The sequence below is a fragment of the Amycolatopsis echigonensis genome (assembly GCF_014174495.1).
In the GTDB taxonomy this organism is placed as follows: domain Bacteria; phylum Actinomycetota; class Actinomycetes; order Mycobacteriales; family Pseudonocardiaceae; genus Amycolatopsis; species Amycolatopsis echigonensis.
This window is the reverse complement of record NZ_JACJHR010000125.1, coordinates 1-17090: the sequence shown is the minus strand read 5'-3', so window position 1 is coordinate 17090 and position 17090 is coordinate 1. Positions and strand designations below refer to the sequence as shown.

Here is a 17090-nt window from a genome sequence, read left to right as displayed (position 1 = left end):
CGGGCGACTTCACGCACGGCGGGATCCTGTCGCGGGAGGCGTCCGGCCTCGACGGCATCCTGTGGGCGCCGCTGCTGCACGCGGGCTGGTCGCACCTGTTCTCCAACACGGTGCCGGTGCTGATCTTCTCCTTCCTCGCGATGGCGGCGGGCATCGGCCGGTTCGCCGTGGTCACGGCGATCATCTGGGTGGTTTCCGGGCTCGGCGTGTGGCTGGTCGGACCGGCGAACGCCTACACCGTCGGCGCGTCCGGGCTCGCCTTCGGCTGGCTCGCGTACCTGCTGGTGCGCGGCCTGTTCCACCGGTCGCTCGCGCAGATCGCGGTCGCGGTCGTGCTGCTCGGCATCTGGAGCGGGATGCTCTGGGGCCTGCTGCCCGGCAACCCCGGCATCTCCTGGCAGGGCCACCTCTTCGGCGCGCTGGCCGGCATCCTCGCCGCGTGGCTGACCTCACGCGGCGAACGCGTCAAATCCCCGAAGGCCGAGCCGACGACGCCGGGTAATCTCGGGATGTGAGTTCTCCCGGCGCGCCCATCGGTGTTTTCGATTCCGGCGTCGGCGGGCTCACCGTCGCACGCTCGATCCTCGAACTGCTGCCTGCCGAACAACTGCGCTACGTCGGCGACACCGCGCGCAACCCCTATGGGCCGCTGCCCATCGCCACCGCTCGCGAGTACGCGTTGGCCGCTCTCGACGACATGGTCGAGAGCGGTGTGAAGGCGTTGGTGATCGCGTGCAACACAGCGTCCGCGGCTTGCCTTCGCGACGCGCGCGAACGCTACGACGTCCCTGTCGTCGAAGTGGTCCTTCCGGCTGCGCGCCGGGCAGCGGTCGCGACGCACAGCGGACGCGTCGGTCTAATCGGCACCGAGGGCACTGTGCGTTCGAGGGCGTACGACGACGCCTTCGCCGCCGCGCCCGACGTACGCCTCACCAGCGTCGCTTGCCCGCGCTTCGTGGACTTCGTGGAGCGCGGCATCACGACCGGCCGACAGATCCTCGGCCTGGCACAGGGTTATCTGCAGCCGTTGCTCGAAGCCGAGGTCGACACGCTGATCCTCGGCTGCACGCACTATCCGCTGCTGTCCGGCGTGCTGCAGATCGTGATGGGACAGGACGTCACGCTCGTCTCCAGCGCCGACGAAACCGCCAAGGACCTCTACCGTGTGCTGACCGAGCTCGACCTGCTCGCCGAACGCGACGAGCCGCCGCGGCACGAGTTCCTCGCCACCGGTTCGCCGGAGCCGTTCGCCCGCTTGGCGCAGCGGTTCATGGGCTTCGCGCCGGGCGCGCTCGCCCCGCTCAGCGCGTGACGCTGCGGCGCCGCTGAGCGGAGTTAGGGTGACGGGGTGCGACTGACGATCCTCGGGTGTTCGGGCAGCATCCCCGGGCCGAACGCCGCCGCGTCCGGGTACCTCTTGGAGGCGGAGGGCTACCGGCTCGGGCTCGAGCTGGGCACGGGTACGTTCGCCCAATTGCAGACCGTGCTGGACCCGTTCGACCTGGACGCGCTTGTCCTTTCGCACCTGCACGCCGACCACTGCGCCGATGTCAACTCCCTGACGGTGCTTCGCCGCTACCACCCCGCGCCGCCGTACCCCGCGCGGCCGAGGCAGCTGCCGCTGTACGCGCCGGCTGAGGCACCCTCGCGCCTCGCGCACGCGTACGCGGCTGACGCAGCTGAACGAGCTTGCGCGGATCTGTCGGACGTGTACGAGTTCCACGAGCTTCGCGAAGAGACTGTCCAGATCGGTCCCTTCGACGTGACGGCCGTCGCCGTGTACCACCCGACGCCCGCTTTCGGCCTGCGTATCGCGTACGGCGGCACCATCCTCGCGTACACCGGTGACACCGGGCAGTGCCGAGTTCTCGGCGAGCTGGCTGACGGTGTCGATGTCCTGCTTTCTGAAGCGTCCTGGACCGATGCCGCCGACCGTCCGCCAGGCGTGCACCTCTCCGGCAAAGAAGCAGGTGAACTGGCCAAGGAAGCCGGGGTAAGCCGTCTGCTGCTGACGCACGTCGCGCCGTGGACCGACCGGAACGCAGTCTTGGCCGAGGCCAAAGCTGTGTTCCCGGACGCCGAGCTGGTGACGCAAGGCGCGGTCTACGACCTCTGATCGGAAAGCGTCAGAGGCACGTCCTAGCTCCGCCTTCCTCCCCTCCACCACCCTCAACGGAGTGGCGTTGCCACGCAGTATCGTCTGCTGCGTGGCTAGAAAAGATGGCAGGAACGACGACCAGCTCCGCGAAGTGAAGCTCACCCGCGGGTTCCAGAAGTGGCCTGCCGGGTCCGTGCTCGTCGAGTTCGGCAACACCAGGGTGCTGTGCGCGGCGAGCGTGACCGAGGGCGTGCCGCGCTGGCGTGCCGGATCCGGTCTCGGCTGGGTGACCGCGGAGTACGCGATGCTCCCGTCCGCGACCAACACCCGCAGCGACCGCGAAGCGGTCAAGGGCCGGATCGGCGGGCGGACGCACGAGATCTCCCGGCTGATCGGCCGCTCCCTGCGCGCCTGCATCGACCTGGCCGCGCTCGGCGAGAACACCATCGTCATCGACTGCGACGTGATCCAGGCGGACGGCGGCACCCGCACCGCCGCGGTCACCGGTGGCTACGTGGCCCTGGCGGACGCGATCACCTGGCTGGGAGCGGCGAACCGGCTCAACGACCCACAGCCGCTGTCGTCCTCGGTGGCCGCGGTGAGCGTCGGCGTCGTGGACGGCCGGGTGCGCCTCGACCTGCCGTACGAGGAGGACTCGCGCGCCGAGGTCGACATGAACGTGGTCGCCACCGACGCCGGAACCCTCATCGAGGTGCAGGGCACCGGCGAGGGGGCCACCTTCGCACGGTCCACTTTGGACACCATGCTGGACCTGGCGCTGGCGGGCTGCGAGGAACTGACGCGGCTGCAGAAAGAAGCGCTGGCGCTGCCGTACCCGGGCGAGCTGCCCGAACCGCGTCGGGACAAGAAGAAGGGCCAGAAGTGACCAAGCTGCTGCTGGCCACCCGGAACGCCAAGAAACTGGGCGAACTGCGCCGGATCCTGGAAGCGGAAGGCATCCAGGGCATCGAGGTCGTCGGCCTGAACGACGTCGAGGAGTTCCCGGAAGCCCCGGAAACCGCCCCCGACTTCGAAGGCAACGCCGCGGCCAAGGCGCGGGACGCGGTCGCCGCCACCGGTCTGCCCGCCATCGCCGACGACTCTGGCCTGGCCGTCGACGCTCTCAACGGCATGCCCGGAGTCCTCTCGGCCCGCTGGTCCGGCAAGCACGGCGACGACGAGGCGAACCTGAACCTGGTGCTGGCGCAGCTGACGGACACCCCGGACGAGCGCCGGGGCGCGGCCTTCGTCTGCGCGGCAGTACTGGCTCTCCCGTCCGGCGAAATCACCACGGTCCGGGCCGAATGGCGCGGCACGCTGACGAGGGAAAAGCGCGGAACCAACGGTTTCGGCTACGACCCGATCTTCGTGCCGGAAAACGAAACGAAAACCAGCGCCGAACTGAGCCCGGCGGAAAAAGACGCGGCTTCGCACCGAGGCAAAGCCTTGCGCGCGCTCCTGCCAGCTCTGCGAAAACTGGCCGACGCATAACTCCCGCCCGCCCTGGAGCCGCGCTGGTGGCTCCGGGGCGGGACCCGGGCTGGTCTCGAGACCTGCCCCGAGTTTTCCACCGTTTCTGGCGCGCAGATCCCTCGAGAAGCCGAACCTCCGGCGGCAGCGGCCTGGGGTTGGCAATCGTCCGTAATGTGGCCGAGGCCCACGGCGGTTCGGCTATCCCCCCGGACCCGGTCCGCGAGCTGAGTCAGACCGCCGGAGTCAGCAGTACCCATCTGGCACCGCGGTTCAAGGCACTCAGCGGCGTCACGCCGAAGCGACTGGCCCGCCCCCAACCGCTTCACCGCCACCGTGTTCGCGATCGACCCCGCCGGACCGATCGGCTGGAGCGACCTGGCCGGTCGCGCGGGCTACCTCGACCAGGCCCGCTTCGGCCACGAGTTCCGCGCCTTCACCGGCCGAACGCCGACCCAGTACGTCGAAGTCCGGCGGCGGTTCCTGCGCGACCATCCCGGCCACCCGCTGGAGGGCCGGCCGTTCCCGGCCGATTGATTTCTTACCAGCGCGACCGCTGGCGAGACGCTAATTTGGGGCCATCCGAACGCAGAGGAGAACCCCGTGGGCAAGGTCGTCATGTACGGCTCGGTGTCGGCGGACGGCTTCATCGCCGGCGAAAACGACCAGCCCGGCCCGCTGTTCGACTGGCTGACCAGCGGCGACGTCCCGCTGGACGAGAGCGGCGTGCTGAAGGTGTCGCAGCCGTCCTACGACTACACCCGGCAGTACTGGGACCAGATCGGGGTGACCATCGCGGGCCGCCACGTCTTCGACCTGACTGACGGCTGGGACGGGAAACCTCCGAGCGGAATCGACCACGTAGTCGTCGTGACCCATCGCCCGGCACCCGAGGGCTGGAACCCCGACGCACCGTTCCACTTCGTCGACGGCGTCACGTCCGCCGTCGCCACAGCGCAAGAGCTAGCAGGCGACCGCATTGTCGAGGTCGCCGCTGGTGACGTCGGCGGCCAAGCGCTAGCCGCGGGTCTGGTCGACGAGGTGCGCATGGACGTGGTGCCGGTCGTCTTCGGCTCCGGCAAACGCTACTTCGGCTCCGTCGCAGCGCAGCACCTGCTGGAGGATCCGGACGTGGTTCAGGGCGACCGGGTGCTTCACCTGCGCTACCAGGTGCGTCGCTGACCGGTCGCGCGGAGAGGCGTGTCCGGCCTCTCCGCGCTCCGGCGGCAATTCAGGCGGAAATCCCCAAATCCCGGATCAGCTTCGCCACGTGCCCGGTAGCCCGCACGTTGTAGGCGGCCTTGGCGATCTTCCCCTCCGCGTCCACGATGAACGTAGACCGGATCACGCCCTGCACGATCCGCCCGTAGTTCTTCTTCTCCCCGAACGCGCCCCACTCGGTCAGCACTGTCTTGTCCACATCGGACAGCAACGGGAAGGTCAGCTTCTCCGCCTCGACGAACTTCGCCAGCTTTTCCGGCTTGTCCGGCGAAATCCCCAGCACCTGATACCCCGCGTCGTTCAGTTCCGCGAGGTTGTCCCGGAAATCGCACGCCTGCTTGGTGCAGCCCGGCGTGCCCGCGGCAGGGTAGAAGTACACCACCACGGCCTGGCCGCGGAAGTCGCTGAGCGAGACGTTCTTGCCGGTGCTGTCCGGCAGGGTGAATTCGGGCGCTTCGTCGCCCACGGCGAGTCGCTGGTCGGTCATGGGGACGAGAGTAATTCAGGCGTCTCCGCAATACGTGACGACGGCGGGCTCGCCGGTGCTCGGCCGCACCTGCACGGCCATCCGGGCGCTCTCGGCGGGCACCGCGAAAGCGAGCGTGAGCTGCGTGGACCGGCCGGGCATCAGGTCCTTCCCGGCGTCGGAGACGCCGCCGAGCCCCTGCGTGGCGTCGACGACCTGCTTCGCCGGCTTCCCGGCGACCGTGGCGGTGACGGACATCCCGGAAACCCGGTACGGATCGGTGCCGTTGTTGGTGACCTGGATGTAGAACGCCGCCGCGCGCGCACTGCGCGGGTACGCCGCCGGGCTCGGCTGGAAGGACTGCGGGGCGGACAGCGAGACGGTGATCCCGCTGGCGAAGCGGTGGTTGGCGCCGAACTGCAGGTCACCGGAGGCTTGCGCGGCCGCGGGCTGCGCCGCCGGGTTGCCGACGCCCATCGCGGCGGAGCCTTCCCGAGCGTTGACACCGCCGCAGGCCGCCGCGGAGAACAGCAGGCAGGCGGTCAGCAGCAGTTTCGGGGTGCGCGCGGGCGCCATCGCGGGGGTACTCCAGTCGGGGTGGGGCGGTGTGCCGTTCGGCGTAGTTGCCGGGCGGACCCGCTCCACTGTGGCGGCACTATTGCCGTCACGGTGCGGAAGACGCGGACCTGGTGTACAGCCGTGGCCGATCCGTGATCGAAAGAGCACTCCGGGTGACAGTCGTCACCCCGATGTCAACGGCCGTCGGTCGGGATTCACACCGCGAACGCGAACAACAGGATGAACACCGCGACGCCGGCGCCCCAGGCGACCATGAGCCAGCCGAAGTCGCGCACCGGGTCGACCGCTCGGCTTTCCTCGCCGGGGATGTACACGCCGCGGTTTTCGAACCAGTCCGCGCATTTGCGCAGGATCCGCAGCGGATTGCGTTCCGGCACGGCCCACACCTCCCCGATGTCCGCGCCCAGCCTACGGGTTCGCGGGGGTTTCGCGGCCGTCGAGCCCGGCGATGCGCACGGCGAGTTCGACGAACGAGCGGACGAGCGGCGGTGCCGAGTCCTCGCGCCAGGCGACCACGAGCCGGCTCGGCGGGTAGCTGGCGAGCGGGACCGTCGCGACGCCCTCGGGAAACGAGTGCACGAGCGGGGCCAGCCCGACGGTTCCGTTCCACAGCACGGCTTGCAGGCATTCGTGCACGGTCCGCACGACCGGGCCGCCGGCGACGCCGCCGCTCCAGAACGCCTGCCACCGCGGGTCGGTGCCGTCCGGGAACCGGAACCACGTCCGGTCGGCGAGCTCCTCCCGGCGCACCTCGTCGCGGCCGGCCAGCGGATCGTCCGCGCGCAGCACGACGCCCATCGGGTCGGAGCGCAGCACCTGCGTGCGGATTCCGGTGGTGTCGAAGGGAATCCGGGTGAGCGCGACGTCCACGAGCCCGGCGTGCAGGCCCGTCGTCGGATCGGTGAGGTCGGCTTCGCGGACGCTGATCCGCACGCCCGGATGCCGTTTGCGGAACTCGCCGGCGAGCCGGATCCCGACCGGTTCCGAGCTGTCGGCGAGGGTGCCGAGCGTGAGCCTTCCGGGCCCGGCCGCCGCGGCGACCCTCGCGCGGGCCTGGTCCGCGCCCGCGAGCAGGGTGCGGGCCTCGTCGTAGAGCGTGGTCCCGGCGGCGGTGAGCGTGACGCCGGACGGCGATCGGTCCAGCAGCGTCGCGCCGAGGTCGGTTTCGAGCTGTTTGATCGCGCGGCTCAGCGGCGGCTGGGTCATGTGCAGCCGCGCCGCCGCCCGGCCGAAGTGGCGCTCCTCGGCGACCGCGACGAAGTACCGGAGCGAACGGAGATCCACAACCAGCGACAATACCCGCGCGGTATCGGGAAAAGCGGATCAGTCTTGGACACCGGCGCGGGCGCGGCGCTGGACTGGAACGGTCCCTGATCCCGCGCTTTGAGGAGCCCCCGGCGATGGCCGACTATCCGTATCCCGATCCCGTCGTGCGGACCGCACAGGTGCGCGAACTCGCCCGCGACCTCGTCGTGCTCCCGAACCAGGGCGTGCAGCTGGTGCCGAACGTCGGCGTCATCGGCGGGACGCATTCCGTGCTCGTCGTCGAGACCGGCATGGGGCCCCGCAACGCGGAAACCGTGCTGAAGTTCGCGGCCGAGTACGCGCGCGGTCGCCGGATTTACTTGACCACCACGCATTTTCACCCCGAGCACGCGTTCGGCGCGCAGACCTTCGCCGGTGCCGCGACCTACCTGGCCAACCGCGCGCAAGCGACCGATCTTGCCGAGAAAGGCCCCGGCTACCTGCGGATGTTCGCCGGCTTGGGAGAACCGGTCGCGCGGCAACTGGCGGGGGTGGAGCTGCCGGCCCCGGATGTCGTCTACGACTCTTCGCACGACCTCGACCTCGGCGGTCGCGTGGTGCAGCTGCGCGCGACCGGCCGTGCGCACAGCAAGGGCGACCAGGTCGTCACGGTCCCGGACGCGGGCGTCCTGTTCACCGGCGACCTCGCCGAGACCGGCCAGTTCGCGATCTTCCCGTGGTTCCCGCCGCACGACACCGACGTGTCCGGCATCCGCTGGATCGACGTCATGCGGAAGCTCGCACGGCAGCGACCGGAGATCGTCGTTCCCGGCCACGGCGAGATCAGCGGTCCGGAATTGCTCGACGACCTGCGCGCCTATCTCGAACTGCTGCGCGACGAGACCTGGCGGCGCCGGGATTCAGGAATGGACGAGGCGACCGTGATCGCGGAAGTGCGGGACGAGCTGATCAAGCGGCATCCGGAGTGGGAAGGCCGCGAATGGATCGACACCGCGGTGGCGTGCCTGTGCACGGAGCACGTCAGTCGCGTTTGAGCAACGGCGCGAGCGTCGTCACGACGGCCTGCCGGGTCGCTTCGGCCCGCTGCTCGGCGGTCAGCTCGCCGGCGCGGTCGAACATGGCTTGCGACGCTCCGCGCACCGCGCCGGCGAACGCGCCGGTCAACGCGCGAGCGCTGAGGTCGTCCAGCTCGTCGGGAAAGGCCTCGGCGAGGATTCCGGCGATCCGGCGCTCGGCGTCGAACTGGATCTGCAGTGCTCGGCCCTGGACGGCGGGCACGGTCTGGAGCAGCCGCATGCGCAACGGGGTCAGCTTGCCGATGATGTCGTTGCTGACCTCGTCGCCGTGGCAAAGGACGCGGACCAGCAGGTCGATGGGCCGGTCGTCCGGGGCGCGGTTCGCGAGGGCGTCGAGCAACGCCTGAACCCGGCTCTCGGCGTCCGGGAACACCAGCTCTTCTTTGCTGGCGAAGTAGCTGAAGAACGTGCGGGTGCCGATCTCGGCGGCCGCGGCGATGTCCGCGATGGTCGTCTCGTCGTAGCCGTTGCGCTCGAAGAGGTCCGTGGCCGCGTCGATCAGGGCCTGGCGGGTGCGGGCGCGCTTGCGTTCACGGAGCGACATGAGGCGAGCATACGGCACCAAGTGCAAAACAGCATTCATTGCAAATATGCACTGAGTGCGATTACCGTGGGCCGCATGACTCGTGACGTGCTCGTGTGCGGTGCCGGGATCGCCGGTTCGACCCTCGCGTTCTGGTTGGCGCGCAATGGCTTCCGGCCGACTGTCGTAGAACGGGCGGCTGGGCGGCGCAGCAGCGGCAACCCGGTGGACGTCCGCGTCGGTGCGATGGAGGTGGCCGACGCGATGGGTGTCGTGCCGCGGTTGCGCGAGGTCGCGACGCACGCGCGCCGGTTGCGGGTGCTCAACGCGCGCGGGCGTTCGGTGACCACGGTGCGGATGGCGGTGCGCAAAGAGATCGAAGTTCCGCGTGCCGATCTGGCCTCCGCGCTGTACGAAGCGGCGCGCGACGACGCTGAAATCCTCTTCGACGACACCATCACCGCGTTGCAGCAGGACGAAGGCGGGGTCGACGTCACCTTCGAACACGCTGCACCGCGCCGGTTCGACCTGGTGATCGGAGCGGACGGCGTGCACTCGGCGGTGCGGCGGCTCGTGTTCGGCGCCGAGGAGAAATTCGTCCGGCACGCCGGGTTGTACGTCGGGACGGTGTCGCTGGGCGAGCCGTCCGACTACCCGGAGGACGTGGTCCTGCTGAACACTCCGGGCAGGCTCGTGGCGATCCATCCGGTGCGCGGGAATTCCGGAGTCGCGTTCCTCTTCCGCGCGCCGAATCCCGGGCAGGGCAAGGAAATCGTGTCCGCTGCTTACCGAGGGCTCGGCTGGCGAGTCCCGGAGTTGCTTGCCCGCTTCGAAGCCGCGGACGACGTGTTCTTCGACGCGGTCGCCGTGGTCGATCCGCCTAAGTGGCACCACGGCCGGGTCGCGCTGGTCGGCGATGCCGCTTCCTGCGTCTCGCTGCTGGGCGACGGTTCGAGTCTCGCGATCGTCGGCGCGCACACCTTGGCCGCGGCGCTTGCTGAAGGCGCCCACTCCGAGGCGTTCGCGCACTACGAGGCGACCCATCGAGCACGCGTGAAGCCCAAGCAACGCGGGGTCCGGGCCGCGGCTTCGATGCTGGTCCCGCGCACGCAGCGGGGGCTGGCGGTCCGCAACCTCGCCGCCCGGCTGCTGCCCGGCTGAACCCGGTCCGAAAAGAATTCCTTGACACGAATATTCGATCAGGTGAATACTTCGGTGCATGGACGGGATCGCCTCAGCACTCGCAGACACCACCAGGTGGCAGCTGATCGAGCTGCTCGCGCAGCGGCCGCGGTCGGTCGGCGAGCTGGCTGAGCTGACCGGGCTGCGGCAGCCGCAGACGACCAAGCACCTGCAGACCCTCGCTCGCGCCGGCCTGGTCACCATGGCCCCGCTCGGACAGCGGCGCGTCTACGCGGCCGAAGCGGCTCCGCTGCGGGAGTTCGCGGACCAGTTGCACAAGCTGGCCGAGACGATCGAGGCGCACGCGGGAGAGCGCGACGTGCTCGATCGCTACCGCGCGGCGATCGAAGCCGAAACCGCGGCCGCGGACCGGGATCGCTGGGCCGACGGACGCGCGTTCTCCTTCGAGCGCGTCCTGCCGGTCCCGCCGGAGACGGTCTGGCGGTACTGGACAGACGCCGGGCTGCTGGCGTCGTGGTGGGTCCCGCCATCCCTGACTGTCGCCGAGTGTGTCCTCGAACCGGAACCGGGCGGGCGAGTCGTTCTCGTCTACCGCGACGCCGACGGCGCTTACCGCTCGGAAGGGCAGGTCCGGACCGCTCGCGAAACCGAGCGGCTCGTGTTCGACCTGTCGGTGCTGGACGCGGCCGGCGCCGTCGCGTTCAGCGGCCACTACGACCTCGCCCTCGCCGCGGCGGACGGCGGCACCCGGCTGCGGCTGGGTCTGGAGATCAGCGCGACAACCGTCGGGGCCGTGTCCGCCATCGCCGGAATCGAAACCGGCTGGGGACAGGTCCTCGACCACCTCACCGAAGTCGTCACCCGGAAGGAAGTCCAGTCATGACCGAACGTCGTGTCACTGCCAACCTCGCCCTGACCCTCGACGGCCGCTACCACGGTCCGGAAGGCCCCGCCGACATGAGCGCGATCATCCCCTACGTGACCACCGAAACCTCCCGCAACCAGATGACCCGCATCTGGGAGAAAGCGACGACCGCGCTGCTCGGCCGCCGCAACGCGGAAGGCTTCCTCGGTTTCTGGCCGACCGTCGCCGCCGACGAAAACGCCGACCCGCGCGACCGCGGCTACGCGAAATGGTTGGTGGACACCGAAAAGGTCGTTCTGTCGAGCACCCTGACCGAGCCGCCGTGGGAGCACACTCGCGTCGTGAACGCGCCCACCGCCGAGGTCGTCGCCTCCCTGAAGGCCGAGGGCGAGGGCGACATCCTGGTCAACAGCAGCGTCAGCGTGATCAAGGCGCTGCTGGCCGAGGACCTGATCGACCGGCTGTACCTGATCATCTGCCCGGAAATCGCCGGCGGCGGCCCCCGGCTTTTCGACGACGGCCTGCCGGGTACCAAGTGGACAGTCGCGTATCAGGAGACCGGCGATCTCGGTGAAGTGGCGCTGGTTTACGACCGCGTGCGCTGATCGGCTTGACCTTCACGCATACGGCAATGTTTAGCGTCGATCGCATGAGTGAAGGACAGTTTCAAGGCAAGGCCGTGATCGTCACCGGCGGCGGAACGGGCATCGGGCAGGTCACCGCACGCGAGTTCGCCCGGCGAGGCGCGAATGTGCTCGTCGCCGGCCGGACGGCGGAGCGGCTCGCCGAAACCGCGGAGGGCTCCCCGCGGATCCGCCCGTTCGCCGCCGACCTCACCGAGGCGGGCGCCGCGGAGGCGGTTGTCGCCGCGGCCCTTGCCGAATTCGGCCGGATCGACGTGCTGGTGAACAACGCCGGCATCGTCGGACCGGCCGCGCTGGGAGAGATCAAGCCCGGCGCGTTCGACGAAGTGGTCGCGACGAACCTGCTCGCGCCGGTCTACCTCGTGCAGGCCGCGATGCCGCACCTGAGCGAAAACGAGGGCGCGGTGGTCAACGTGACGACCGCGATCGGGCAACGCGGATGGCCGATGCCCGGCCGCGAGTTCTATGCTGCAACGAAAGCCGCGCTGGAGTCGCTGACCCGAAGCTGGGCAGTGCAGCTGGCCCCGCGCGGCATCCGCGTCACCGCGGTCGCCCCCGGCCCGGTCGCCACCGAGATCTACGCACGCGAGGGCTTGTCCGCCGAGCAAGGCAAGGCACAGCACGAAGCCCTGCGGGAAATAGTGCCTCTGCGGCGGCTGGCCCAGCCGGAAGAAGTCGCCCACTGGATCGTCGAACTCGCCAGCCCCGGCGCGGAGTACATCACCGGCGTGGTGATGCCCGTCGACGGCGGCGCAGTGATCGCTTAGCGGCGTACGCTCGGGCTGGTGCGGATCGGAGAGCTGGCGAAGGCCACCGGTGTCACCACCAGGGCGTTGAGGTTCTACGAAGAGCAGGGACTGCTGACCGCGGCCCGCTCCCACAACGGTTACCGGCACTACGACGAGTCCGCGATCGAGCGGGTGGCGAACATCCGCTATCTGCTCGATTCGGGGCTCACGATGGAAGACATCCGCCCGCTGGGCTCGTGCCTGCAAGGGGATCTGCCCGCGCGGCAGCTGTCGTCAAGCGCGGTGGAACTGGTGAATCGCCGACTGGCGGTGCTGGACGAGCGAATCGAGACGCTGACTCGGGTAAGGGAGCAGCTGTCGTCACGAGCGGCGGCTCGGGGCGGCGTAGTGATTTGATTCCGTGCGGGTTGGCGGGTTCACGAGTCGATGCTGTGGCAGGCAGTAGCTGTTCGCTCACGGTGATCTCGTGTAAGTATGATTCAATCTAAGTAAGATCCGATCATACTTAGATGAGGTCAAGCCCGTGGTGGATTTCCCAGGACGCGCGAACGATCTCGCACTGCTTGAACGGCAGCTGCGCCTCGTCCGGGACGCGGCTGCCACTACTCCCGGCCAAGCCGTGATCGTCACCGGCCGCAGGCGAGTGGGCAAATCTCGGCTCGTCCAGGAGTTCTGCGACCGCTCCGGGCTGCCGTACCTGATCTTTCAGGCGTCTCGAGGCCGCAATCCGGCTGCGGAGCGCGCTGACTTCGCCGCCGCGCTCGCCGAGACCACCCTGCCCGGCGCCGATCTGGTCGCCGGGGCGCTCGGCTCCGACTGGAACCAGGCATTGCGCGCACTGGCAGTCGCGGTACCCGAGCAAACCCCGAGCATCATCGTCCTGGACGAGGTGCCGTGGCTGGTCGAGCAGGACAGCGAGTTCGAAGGCGCCCTCCAGACCGTCTGGGATCGGTACCTGTCGACCAAGCCCGTGCTGCTGTTGTTGGTCGGAAGCGACCTGTCGATGATGGAGTCCCTCCAGGAGTACGGCCGTCCGTTCCACGGCCGCGCTGGCCGCATGCTCGTGCGACCCCTAAACCCGGCCGACGTCCAGCGAATGACCGGGCTCGAGCCGGCAGAGGCCATCGACGCGTTCTTGATCACCGGCGGCTTTCCGGAGATCGTCCAACGATGGAAGCCGGGCACCAGCCGTACCGCGTTTTTGCGTGATCAGCTCGCCGACCCGCTTTCCCCGCTGCTGATGGCGGGAGAACTGTCCCTGCTGGGCGAGGTCCCTGAACCGTCGCACAGTCGCTCCGCCCTGGAAGCGATCGGCACGGGCGAACGCACATTCGGAGCGATCGCCCACCGGATCGGCGTCGGCAACCCGATCCCTTCCGGCACCCTCGCCCCCATCCTGAACACCCTGACGACCAAGCGCATCGTCGCCGTCGACACTCCGTTGGCCACCCGCCCGGACACCAGGAACAAGCGCTACCGGATCGAGGATCCGTACTTGCGGTTCTGGCTGGCATTCCTGCAGCGCGGCATTGCCGAGGTCGAACGCGGCCGCGGCGACTTGGTCGCATCACGCATCGAAAGGTCGTGGCCGTCCTGGCGCGGCCGTGCTGTCGAGCCCGTCGTCCGGGAGGGCCTTGAACGGCTCCTTCCCGACGACCGGCTGCCCGGCGCGGACGTCGTGGGCGGCTGGTGGAACCGGCAGAACAACCCGGAGATCGACCTGGTCGGCGCCGACCGCGAACGGCCCGCCGCGACCCGCATCGCGTTCACGGGCTCCATCAAGTGGCTGGAGACCGAACTGTTCGGCAAACGCGAGTGCGAAAGCTTGCTCGCCGGATCCATGTCGATCCCCGGACGCGACTACGCGACGCCCTTGATCGCAGTGTCCCGCAACGGCGTCGAAGACGGACTGCCGCTGGCTGCCTCGTTCGGTCCCGAAGAGATCGTCGAGGCTTGGCGGCGTTGAGCGCACAGCTTCGTGCGGCGAGAATCCGCCGCCCTCAAGGAACGCGTCTTCTGCTTCTTGGGTGCGGCTGGCGACAATCTCTCGTTCGGTTCGGCGGTAACACGGCAGCGGCCGATGGCGACTCGCCAGAACAGCCCGTTCGAACTGGAGGGTGCGATGACGAGTACCCGCCTCATTGTCGGTGTCGGCGCCCTGGTGCTCGCCATCACGGCCACGGCGACGGTCACCTACGTCGTGACGGAGCCGAATGCGACGGCGTTGATCCCTCCGGTGCCGGTCCCGCTGCCTAAGAACACATTCATGCTGACCGGTGTCATCACGATCGAAAGCGGTCCGTCAGGGGTGCGGTCGACCGGCGCCGGAGGGACTGACTCCGACTGCCAAGGGACGGGCGGATACTCGGACCTCACGCCCGGAACTGCTGTCAAGGTGTCCGACAGGTCCAGCCAGGTAATCGCAACCGGTTCGATCACCGGCGGACAGGCACAAACTACCTATTTCGACGGACAGAACGTCGTGACCGGCTGCCAGTTGGGGTTCACCGTCAACGATGTCCCCGACGGGTTGCCGTCCTATGTGCTGACCGTCTCTCATCGCGGAGACCAGTTTCTGACGGCTGATCAGGCGCACGCGCCGATCACGCTCACCATCGGCGGCGGGTGACCCGGCAGCCTCAGCCCGTCCGTCTTCTTGTGGCATTCCTGTGGCCCGCTTGATGCGGATCATCGACCCCGAAATGCCGCGCCACTGGTGAGAGCTCCAGGGTGGGGCCGGAGAGACTCGAACTCTCACTGGCACGGACCTAAACCGTGTGCCTCTGCCAATTGGGCTACGGCCCCCAGGAATCAGGTGTGATCGTAGCGCGCGCCACGTTCGGGTTCGCTCGGCGTGGCCAGTCGCCGTCGCGTGGGGGTTGTCCTCTACCGTGGACCGCCTACAGTCCGACTGCGGCGAGGAGGGCACGTGGCTCGCGACCCCGAGACCATCGAGCGTGAGATCGAGCAGGCGAGGACCGCTTTGGCGGCGACCCTCGACCAGCTGGGCACGAAAGCCAACCCGCAGAAACTCGCCGAACAGGCGAAGGACGGCGTGCGCGCGAAGCTCGACAACCCGAAGGTCAAGTACCCGCTGATCGGGGCTGGCGTGCTGGTGGCCGTGCTGCTGGTGCGGAAGCTGTTCCGCTGACGGCTCGCGCTGACACGCTGACGGTCACGCCGAGTGCTGTTCCGGCCGCGGCTGCGGGAGTTGTCGACTAGCTCCCTGGATGGCGGATGGACAGGCGTGATTGTCACGCCGGGTGAACTTCGTGAGAAGAGCCACTGAATCAGGGGTCGCCTGTTTGGCGGTCGCTCACCTGGGTCGGTCGGGAGCACCACGTTCGCCGAATCGGGCTACCCCTTGGGGGTGACGAGACGGTTTTTCCCGGCTGTGCTGGACGCGGGCCGCTGTTTGCGGGGCGGCCAGGCGCGAGGGGATGCCGAATCCGTGAGCGGACGTCGAGACGGCCGGATCTGGCCCCGCCGGGGGGTGAAGGTCTGCGACGGCAGCGCTCAAGCGCCCCAGGGCGAGCGCCCGTCGGCGTGCGCTCGGGCACTGCGGCAAGAGAAATGCGCGCAGGGCAAAGCCAGCCCGCGAACAACGCGAGCCGGACAGAACTAGGTCAGGCGCGTGCGACCGGAGGCGTGGCCGACGCGCCCGCTGTCACACCGGGGCGGTTCGCCTCAGGCTTGCGGTCCTCGACCTCTTTCGGGAGCTGCTTGCTCGGCGGCAGCGCTGGCTTCGCGGCCTTGTCCTTTTCCGAGGCCTTTTCCGTGGCCGTGGCCGTGGCCGTGGCCGTGGCCGTGGCCGTGGCCGAGGTCGAAGACGACGTCGAGGCAGCTGGCGCGGAGGTCTTGCTGGAGCCCGAAGCGGCTTCCTTGGCCGCCTTCGCACCGCCCGACGGCGGGATTTCCAGCGGTTCGATCTCCGGCAGCGTCAGGCGCGCGGCCATGTACGCGCTGGTGAACTCCAGCGCGTTGCCATTCAGCAGGTGCACGACCGTGGGTCGCTCGTTCGGGGCGAGCTTCTCCACGAGCTGGTCGGCCCGGTCGCGGGCGGCGATGATGCCCGGCGCCTTGCCGGTCAGCTCCTTGCCGCGGCCGCTGACGGTGATCGTCCAGTCGTCGTTGTCGTGCTTGTACGTCGCCGTGATCGTTTCCACCACTGCCTCACCCCTCTCGTCATCAGCATGCGTCACAGGTCGAGACCCGGCCACCGCAAACTCATGACGCGATTCCTGCTCGCGGGCCGCTGGCGCGACACTCAGTGTGTCTTTCTACCGTGTCATCGATACCGTAAGAAAACTCTGTGTCACAAGTAACGGGACGAGATGTGCGCTGAGTGACGACCGAATGGACTAATGCACGGTCATCTTCACGTGCACGTTAAATCGCTCGCTGTGACAACCCGGCCCACAGCAGATCCATGGCGTACTCGGTGGCCTTCTCCGGGGTCACCTCCGGGAAGCGCTCGCACCAGATCGCCAATCGCTCGCAGGCGCCGACGACGAACTCGGCCGAGGCTTCGGCGCGCAGGGTGTCCTCGCTGTCGAAGTAGCCGCTCATCAAGGCGGTGATCAGGTCGGTCTGCTGCCGGCGGGTTTCTTCGATCTCGTCCGCGGCGGGCGTGCCGATGAGGGCCATCTCGTGGCGCAGCAGCGACCAGGCCTGGCGGCGCTCGCGGATGAAGACGAAGAACGCCAGCAGTCCGCGCCGCAGCGCCTCCTGTGCGGACTCGGCACCGACGATCGACTGCTCGGTGGCCTCCTGCAACGCCGAGCGCGACTGCCGGATGCAGGCCAGCAGCAGGCCCTCTTTCGAGTTGAAGTACTCGTACAGCATCGGCTTGGACACACCGACCAGCTCGGCGATCTCGTCCATCGACGCCATCGCGTAGCCGCGCTCGCCGAAGACCTGCTCGGCGACCTCGATCATCTGCCTTTCCCGCTCGGCTCGGGGCATGCGCTTGCGCTTGGCGGTGGTCATG

At 68.8% G+C, this 17090-nt stretch carries 23 protein-coding genes, 1 tRNA gene and 1 pseudogene; 17 read left to right on the top strand and 8 right to left on the bottom strand.

Annotation, left to right across the window (positions count from 1 at the left end; all coding sequences use genetic code 11):
- The 8 genes and pseudogenes from H5411_RS42890 to H5411_RS42855 all read left to right on the top strand — a co-directional run.
- Positions 1-515, top strand: a 515-nt coding sequence (locus H5411_RS42890) for a rhomboid family intramembrane serine protease (protein WP_183127380.1), incomplete at its 5' end; no start/stop codon positions are given.
- A complete protein-coding gene (murI, locus tag H5411_RS42885; RefSeq protein ID WP_183127374.1) occupies positions 512-1312 on the top strand; it encodes a glutamate racemase in 801 nt (266 codons plus the stop codon). The genes H5411_RS42890 and murI, both read left to right, overlap by 4 nt.
- A 36-nt stretch (positions 1313-1348) precedes the next feature.
- The gene (locus tag H5411_RS42880; protein ID WP_183127372.1) at positions 1349-2116 is read left to right on the top strand and encodes an MBL fold metallo-hydrolase; all 768 of its coding nucleotides are present in this window, start codon (positions 1349-1351) and stop codon (positions 2114-2116) included.
- Between the two features lie 91 nt (positions 2117-2207).
- Complete coding sequence (gene rph, locus H5411_RS42875; RefSeq protein ID WP_183127371.1) at positions 2208-2984, top strand: ribonuclease PH; 777 nt, start codon at positions 2208-2210, stop codon at positions 2982-2984.
- Positions 2981-3589, top strand: coding sequence for an RdgB/HAM1 family non-canonical purine NTP pyrophosphatase (rdgB, locus tag H5411_RS42870; RefSeq protein WP_101438113.1), 609 nt, complete (start codon positions 2981-2983; stop codon positions 3587-3589). Before rph ends, rdgB begins: the two co-directional genes overlap by 4 nt.
- Positions 3590-3615: 26 nt before the next feature.
- A pseudogene (locus tag H5411_RS49480) lies at positions 3616-3714 on the top strand (hypothetical protein); the annotation flags it as partial.
- Between the two features lie 190 nt (positions 3715-3904).
- Positions 3905-4105: a hypothetical protein gene (locus H5411_RS49150; protein WP_312878738.1), complete on the top strand. Its 201-nt coding sequence runs from the start codon at positions 3905-3907 to the stop codon at positions 4103-4105.
- Positions 4106-4171: 66 nt separating this feature from the next.
- Positions 4172-4750, top strand: a complete 579-nt coding sequence (locus H5411_RS42855; protein WP_183127369.1) for a dihydrofolate reductase family protein — start codon at positions 4172-4174, stop codon at positions 4748-4750.
- Positions 4751-4799: 49 nt separating this feature from the next.
- Here H5411_RS42855 and bcp read toward each other — a convergent pair whose 3' ends face one another.
- From bcp to H5411_RS42835, 4 genes are all read right to left on the bottom strand, one after another.
- On the bottom strand, positions 4800-5276 hold the full coding sequence (gene bcp, locus H5411_RS42850; protein ID WP_101438115.1) for a thioredoxin-dependent thiol peroxidase: 477 nt from the start codon (positions 5274-5276) through the stop codon (positions 4800-4802).
- A gap of 15 nt (positions 5277-5291) precedes the next feature.
- On the bottom strand, positions 5292-5831 hold the full coding sequence (locus H5411_RS42845; RefSeq protein WP_101438116.1) for a hypothetical protein: 540 nt from the start codon (positions 5829-5831) through the stop codon (positions 5292-5294).
- A gap of 197 nt (positions 5832-6028) precedes the next feature.
- Positions 6029-6211: a hypothetical protein gene (locus tag H5411_RS42840; protein ID WP_037358542.1), complete on the bottom strand. Its 183-nt coding sequence runs from the start codon at positions 6209-6211 to the stop codon at positions 6029-6031.
- Between the two features lie 31 nt (positions 6212-6242).
- Positions 6243-7118: a LysR family transcriptional regulator gene (locus H5411_RS42835; protein ID WP_183127367.1), complete on the bottom strand. Its 876-nt coding sequence runs from the start codon at positions 7116-7118 to the stop codon at positions 6243-6245.
- Between the two features lie 116 nt (positions 7119-7234).
- Between H5411_RS42835 and H5411_RS42830 the strand changes: the two genes are divergently transcribed.
- A complete protein-coding gene (locus H5411_RS42830; RefSeq protein ID WP_183127365.1) occupies positions 7235-8134 on the top strand; it encodes an MBL fold metallo-hydrolase in 900 nt (299 codons plus the stop codon).
- Here H5411_RS42830 and H5411_RS42825 read toward each other — a convergent pair.
- Positions 8121-8720, bottom strand: coding sequence for a TetR/AcrR family transcriptional regulator (locus H5411_RS42825; protein ID WP_183127363.1), 600 nt, complete (start codon positions 8718-8720; stop codon positions 8121-8123). The two genes, H5411_RS42830 and H5411_RS42825, sit on opposite strands and share 14 nt — an antisense overlap.
- Positions 8721-8795: 75 nt before the next feature.
- On the opposite strand from H5411_RS42825, the gene H5411_RS42820 reads away from it, so the two are divergent.
- The 7 genes from H5411_RS42820 to H5411_RS42790 all read left to right on the top strand — a co-directional run bounded on the left by H5411_RS42820 (position 8796) and on the right by H5411_RS42790 (position 14729).
- Positions 8796-9860, top strand: coding sequence for an FAD-dependent monooxygenase (locus H5411_RS42820; RefSeq protein WP_183127361.1), 1065 nt, complete (start codon positions 8796-8798; stop codon positions 9858-9860).
- Between the two features lie 58 nt (positions 9861-9918).
- A complete protein-coding gene (locus tag H5411_RS42815; RefSeq protein WP_183127359.1) occupies positions 9919-10725 on the top strand; it encodes a metalloregulator ArsR/SmtB family transcription factor in 807 nt (268 codons plus the stop codon).
- The gene (locus tag H5411_RS42810; RefSeq protein WP_183127357.1) at positions 10722-11312 is read left to right on the top strand and encodes a dihydrofolate reductase family protein; all 591 of its coding nucleotides are present in this window, start codon (positions 10722-10724) and stop codon (positions 11310-11312) included. The genes H5411_RS42815 and H5411_RS42810 overlap by 4 nt, the downstream gene beginning before the upstream one ends.
- A gap of 44 nt (positions 11313-11356) precedes the next feature.
- Positions 11357-12118 (top strand): SDR family NAD(P)-dependent oxidoreductase, encoded by a 762-nt coding sequence (locus H5411_RS42805; protein ID WP_183127355.1) that lies wholly within the window; start codon positions 11357-11359, stop codon positions 12116-12118.
- 18 nt (positions 12119-12136) lie between these two features.
- Positions 12137-12496: a MerR family transcriptional regulator gene (locus H5411_RS42800; RefSeq protein ID WP_183127353.1), complete on the top strand. Its 360-nt coding sequence runs from the start codon at positions 12137-12139 to the stop codon at positions 12494-12496.
- 127 nt (positions 12497-12623) lie between these two features.
- Positions 12624-14066, top strand: a complete 1443-nt coding sequence (locus tag H5411_RS49145) for an ATP-binding protein (RefSeq protein ID WP_312878737.1) — start codon at positions 12624-12626, stop codon at positions 14064-14066.
- Positions 14067-14078: 12 nt separating this feature from the next.
- The gene (locus tag H5411_RS42790) at positions 14079-14729 is read left to right on the top strand and encodes a hypothetical protein (protein WP_183127352.1); all 651 of its coding nucleotides are present in this window, start codon (positions 14079-14081) and stop codon (positions 14727-14729) included.
- Positions 14730-14831: 102 nt separating this feature from the next.
- Here the strand turns inward: H5411_RS42790 and H5411_RS42785 are convergent.
- Positions 14832-14905, bottom strand: a tRNA-Leu gene (locus H5411_RS42785).
- Between the two features lie 124 nt (positions 14906-15029).
- Here H5411_RS42785 and H5411_RS42780 point away from each other — a divergent pair.
- Positions 15030-15251 carry a DUF3618 domain-containing protein gene (locus tag H5411_RS42780; protein ID WP_037358573.1) on the top strand — a complete coding sequence of 74 codons (222 nt, stop codon included), beginning with the start codon at positions 15030-15032 and terminating at the stop codon, positions 15249-15251.
- A 475-nt stretch (positions 15252-15726) separates the two neighbouring features.
- On the opposite strand, the gene H5411_RS42775 is transcribed toward H5411_RS42780, so the two are convergent.
- Together H5411_RS42775 and H5411_RS42770 are read right to left on the bottom strand one after the other, a co-directional pair.
- Complete coding sequence (locus H5411_RS42775; protein ID WP_183127350.1) at positions 15727-16269, bottom strand: hypothetical protein; 543 nt, start codon at positions 16267-16269, stop codon at positions 15727-15729.
- A gap of 220 nt (positions 16270-16489) precedes the next feature.
- Positions 16490-17089 carry a TetR/AcrR family transcriptional regulator gene (locus H5411_RS42770; protein ID WP_101438128.1) on the bottom strand — a complete coding sequence of 200 codons (600 nt, stop codon included), beginning with the start codon at positions 17087-17089 and terminating at the stop codon, positions 16490-16492.
- Position 17090 lies beyond the last annotated feature (1 nt).

What these genes read in the sequence shown, in the direction of transcription:
- bcp (WP_101438115.1), bottom strand. Translation starts at nt 5,276, where the DNA reads ATGACCGACCAGCGACTCGCCGTGGGCGACGAAGCGCCCGAATTCACC.
- H5411_RS42845 (WP_101438116.1), bottom strand. Translation starts at nt 5,831, where the DNA reads ATGGCGCCCGCGCGCACCCCGAAACTGCTGCTGACCGCCTGCCTGCTG.
- H5411_RS42830 (WP_183127365.1), top strand. Translation starts at nt 7,235, where the DNA reads ATGGCCGACTATCCGTATCCCGATCCCGTCGTGCGGACCGCACAGGTG.
- H5411_RS42825 (WP_183127363.1), bottom strand. Translation starts at nt 8,720, where the DNA reads ATGTCGCTCCGTGAACGCAAGCGCGCCCGCACCCGCCAGGCCCTGATC.
- H5411_RS42820 (WP_183127361.1), top strand. Translation starts at nt 8,796, where the DNA reads ATGACTCGTGACGTGCTCGTGTGCGGTGCCGGGATCGCCGGTTCGACC.
- H5411_RS42815 (WP_183127359.1), top strand. Translation starts at nt 9,919, where the DNA reads ATGGACGGGATCGCCTCAGCACTCGCAGACACCACCAGGTGGCAGCTG.
- H5411_RS42810 (WP_183127357.1), top strand. Translation starts at nt 10,722, where the DNA reads ATGACCGAACGTCGTGTCACTGCCAACCTCGCCCTGACCCTCGACGGC.
- H5411_RS42805 (WP_183127355.1), top strand. Translation starts at nt 11,357, where the DNA reads ATGAGTGAAGGACAGTTTCAAGGCAAGGCCGTGATCGTCACCGGCGGC.
- H5411_RS42770 (WP_101438128.1), bottom strand. Translation starts at nt 17,089, where the DNA reads ATGACCACCGCCAAGCGCAAGCGCATGCCCCGAGCCGAGCGGGAAAGG.